The organism is Psychromonas sp. SP041, assembly GCF_000470315.2.
GTDB lineage: Bacteria > Pseudomonadota > Gammaproteobacteria > Enterobacterales > Psychromonadaceae > Psychromonas.
The window spans coordinates 1-4,745 of the sequence record NZ_CBRF02000072.1; the positions used below are offsets into that span (position 1 = coordinate 1).

4 protein-coding genes are annotated in these 4,745 nt (G+C 36.4%); all 4 read left to right on the top strand.

All coding sequences use genetic code 11. From position 1 onward, the window contains the following. The first annotated feature begins 146 nt into the window (after positions 1-146). A complete protein-coding gene (locus tag SP041_RS20470; protein ID WP_025565963.1) occupies positions 147-635 on the top strand; it encodes a hypothetical protein in 489 nt (162 codons plus the stop codon). Between the two features lie 270 nt (positions 636-905). After that, the gene (locus SP041_RS20475) at positions 906-1,895 is read left to right on the top strand and encodes a transposase (protein ID WP_137298006.1); all 990 of its coding nucleotides are present in this window, start codon (positions 906-908) and stop codon (positions 1,893-1,895) included. A 231-nt stretch (positions 1,896-2,126) separates the two neighbouring features. Continuing rightward, a complete protein-coding gene (locus tag SP041_RS20480; protein ID WP_240791516.1) occupies positions 2,127-3,008 on the top strand; it encodes a transposase in 882 nt (293 codons plus the stop codon). A 433-nt stretch (positions 3,009-3,441) separates the two neighbouring features. Continuing rightward, a complete protein-coding gene (locus SP041_RS20485) occupies positions 3,442-4,611 on the top strand; it encodes a GTPase (protein WP_025565814.1) in 1,170 nt (389 codons plus the stop codon). The last annotated feature ends 134 nt before the right edge of the window (positions 4,612-4,745 follow it).

The following is a 4,745-nucleotide window of genomic DNA, read 5'->3' on the forward strand; positions in this document are numbered from 1 at the left end:
TATGACTCAATTTAATCAATTAGTTAATAAAAACAAAATAATCTATTTAATCTCAAGTAAATGTAAGCTACTGTCATTTTTATTTAAAATAAACAGGCTGAAATGAGAAATTCTACAGCCTCGTTAGGTGTCGAGAATATTACAAAATGATCACTCAAATTCAATTTGAAAAAAAATTAACTAATCTAGTAATTAGATCGTTACAAGAAATTATTTCTAATTCTGGAGACTCAATTACTGGGTTTGGACTTGTCTTAGATGAAAACTGCATTGCGATTAGAGTTGCAGCAACGACTAAAGTAGTAAATGGTGATCTTTATGATTTAACGAATTGGGAAATTGGTGTTAGTAATGATCCTGTTGCATACGAAAATGAATTAGACGAACTTTATGAACAATCAGAAAATTATGATTATGATGATTTCTGGTTTGAAGAATTTCAAAATAGAGTATATTTTACAGCAACAAGTATTTTGGAAGAAATACAAGTTAATCAAAATTTTTCAAATGTATTTCTATCGGTTTGGTTTGCAGATTCTGATTTAAATATTAGAAAGAGTCCATCTGCAATTTTTCGATTGAATGCAAAAACAATATATGATGATTATATAGTCTGGTTGGGTGAGCACACCTAACAAAGGCAATTAAATCGGACATCAAATACTTGGCTGCTGTTCGTGCCTCACAACAATTATAGCCAAGTATTTTCTGCCGTTTATTGCGGCGTTGAGGCTGTAGAATTTCTCCGAAAAGAACGTTTTCACGTTCTTTTTTTATAATCTCTCATTGTGACAACTAAAGTTGGACAGCGACAACTAAAGTTGGACAGCCATAAACTTTGACTGATTTAAATTTTAAAACTATCTTTTATAAATGCTTATTTTGAATTTAGGAGGTAGTTTATTATGACTCAATCTCGCCAGTCTCAAGTCTCGCTATCAGATACGCCTTATTATCATTGTATTTCGCGTTGTGTTCGCAGAGCTTACTTGTGTGGTGAAGATAAGTACACCGAGAAATCCTTTGAACATCGCCGTCAGTGGGTTGTTGAGCGAATGCATTACCTCGCTTCTCTTTTTAATATTGATATCTGCGCTTACGCTATCATGTCCAACCATTATCACCTCGTATTGCACATAGACGAGCAACATAATGAAAGCTTAACGCATGAAGAAGTTTGTGATCGTTGGTGTCAGCTCTATTCAAAACCTGTATTAGTTGAGCGTTGGCAATCCGAGCAAACCACCTCAGAAGCAGAAAATAAAGCCGCATTAACTATTATTAATGGGTGGAGAGGGCGATTAGCCGATATCTCATGGTTTATGCGCTGCCTAAATGAATTTATTGCACGTAAAGCGAATAAAGAAGATGAGTGCTCAGGGCGTTTCTGGGAAGGACGTTTTAAGTCTCAAGCTTTATTGGATGAAGATGCACTATTAACCTGCATGGCTTATGTCGACCTAAATCCAATCCGCGCCAAAATGGCAGCTAGCGTTGAAACATCAGAATATACATCAGCTTATGAGCGTATTCATGGTGTTGCTCAACCACAAGAAAAACCGTCAGATTTATATCATAAGAAACCACTGTTTGGCTTTATTGGTGATGAAATTCAAAATGATACGCAGGGTATTCCATTTTCACTATTAGATTACATCGAGCTTGTCGATTGGAGTGGCCGTATCATAAGAGAAGATAAACGTGGTGCGATTTCAAGCCAACGTCCAAGAATACTCTCCACTCTTGGTTTAGATAATGATATTTGGTTATCACTGGCGAGTAGTTTTGGAAAAGATTATCACGGAGCGGTGGGCTCTTTAGAAGCATTAGCTGCTTATGCAGGTAACACAGGCAAACGTTGGATAGCCAGTAAAAACCAATTACGGCTGCATTAAGTCGCGTATTTTTATTTAAAACAAAATAAACACATTATTAGCAGCGGCTAACATCAGTCATACCTGAAAAAGTCATTATTTGCGTAAAACCTCTCTTAATTTATGATTTTCTACTATCAAAATTTTTAGATTACCGTTTTAATAATGGAAATAGGATTATTTTTGATGGTTTAAGTCGCTGGATGTCCATATTTTTTCTCCTTTGATGAGCTTGAGCGTAAACAAACCAAGTTGCGTCGGGCTAGCCAGCGCATTATTGCGCGTCATCAAGCACAAGATGGATTAAGTGAAGATGAAATACAACATGATTTAAAACAGAAAGAAAAGCTCGATAAAAGTGCTGATAAAATAAAACAGTTTCTGGCAACGAATGACGAGAAAATCGGTAGCCAAAAGAAACCTGTAAAAAGTAATATCACTGACCCAGATAGTGCGAAAATGACCACCAGTAAAGGCACTATTCAAGGCTACAATGGCATTGCCATTAACGACGACAAACATCAAATCATTTTACAAGCCCAAACATGGGGCTCGGTAGGTGAGCAACAAACCTTAAAACCCGCTATCGAACAGTTACAAAAGCAACTTTCCCAATTAGGTACGCGAGATACATTGTCTCAAGCTAAATTCACCGCAGACAGTGGCTTTCATAGTGAGGTAAACCTTGAGTTCATGGCAACCACTGGGCTCGATGCTTACATGGCTGACACCGTATTTAGAAGCCGTAACCCCTTATTTAGTCAAAGCGAAACGTATCAAACAGAGCAAGAGAAACGACGATTAAAACGAAGTAAAGGTCGGTCTAGATTATTTAATAGTAGTGACTTCCACTTTGATGAAAAGAAACAAACGTGCCATTGCCCAGCAGGTAAGGAAATGTGGTTGAGTGTTAAAGATGTCGAAACAGCAGGTCGGCATTATGTTCGCTACTCAGGGTATTTAAAAGATTGCCGGGTTTGCCCATTACAAACTCAATGCATGAGAAAGAAACCTACAAAACAAGGTCGGCAGGTTCAGTTTGAAACGAATATAAAAGATAAAATCATCTCATATACCGATAAAATGCGAGTCAAAATAGACAGCAGTCCTGGCAGGCGAGAGCTAATCCAGTAAAGAAGGCAAAAGACTAAACACGATTGAGCCTACTTTCTTTAAAGTAAAAAGCGGTAATATTACGGTGAATAAAGGGATGAATAAGTTCACACTGCGCGGCCAAGATAAAGCCTATTCCTAATAAATCGTCAATGGAGAAGGTACTGTCTCGTTCATTTTTTTCAGAACAGTAAGAAGTTAAGGAATAGTTTACATTAAGCCAAGGGCTAAGCCCTTAACTCAATAAACTCCTCATGTTTAACCCTCGAATCCCATTTATGACTCAATTTAATCAATTAGTTAATAAAAACAAAATAATCTATTTAATCTCAAGTAAATGTAAGCTACTGTCATTTTTATTTAAAATAAACAGGCTGAAAATGAGAAATTCTACAGCCTCGTTAGCAATATCAATATTATTTGCCACTATAATTTGGCATTACTGGAGTAAAAAATGTTTCAAGAAAGTGATATAAACGATAGGGTTGATGATGTTCTAAAAGACATATCTGAGCAAATAGAAGATGATTTATCCATAGTAGTAGGAGGTAAAGTTAGTTCAGGTAAAAGTTCGTTTTTAAATGCACTTTTTAGTTGTCATCAGCAAACCCCTATTTTTCCTGTCGGAGCTGAAGCAGGGGTTACCATTGAACCAAAAGATTTTAAAATTAGCTCAAATGTGACAGTCTGGGACACTCCAGGATTGAATGATTTAAATTTAAAAAATGTAGAAAAAACGCGATATTTTTTAAAAAAAGGGCATGATTTATCTATTTTAGTCGTTTCGGGAGCTGTGGATTCTACTCAAAGAGATAACTTTAACGAGCTTAAAGATAACACTACTAATGGGAATGTTATTGTTGTTTTAAATAAAATCGATGGCATATCGAAAGCTGATGTCGAATTACTTTCAAACCAATGGAAGGACGCATTAGGCTTGAATGCTAAAGATAAATTATATGGTTGTGTTTCTATTGGGTATGGTGAAAATGATCGAATAGTTTGCCCGTTTACCAGTGAAGAAACTCCAATCCCTATTGATGATTTTGGCATACCAAAAACAGTCCAAGGTGTGGATGAGGTTAGAAAAGCAGTTTCAAAAAAGCTAGAAGAAATAAATAAAAATTTGTTGTTTTTAAAATCTCAGCAAAGTAAAGGCAAAGCGGCACTAATTACTATAAGTGGAGCGTGTGTGACTTCTGGGGGATTTGCTTTTATTCCCGGTAGTGGTGCAACTATCACTGTAACTCAGATTACCGCAATATGTAGCCTACATTACATTTATGAGGAGGAGCTCCTTTCTAAAAGTCAGGCTATAGCAGTTTTACCTGCATATGCAATGCAGGCTATTGGGCGAAATCTATTCCTTTGGGCAAAGTCGCTATTTCCTCCTACAGGAGTAATCGATGTAATTGCTGCAGGTATTGCAGTTTCATTAACTGCATCGATGTTAGTTACTGTTAATTATATGCTTAAGAACAAGATTAGTTTAACCGACGCTGTAGAGACTAAAAGCGCTTATGCTAAATTTAGTAAAGAATTAGGTGATGTAATTAAAAGTGCTCCTGTTAATGATTGGGGGAAATCAAGTTTTTGGTCCTCACTGATTGCTAAGTTTTTATAAAAATTGCTAACAAACAAGAATAGGTGTCGCGCAGCCGACACCTTATTCGGGTGTTGGACAAGCCCGTTTGAGGTTGGTTTACTTATTATAGTAAATAGCGGTTTTTATACTAAAGGAATGTTGATGATTCAGTT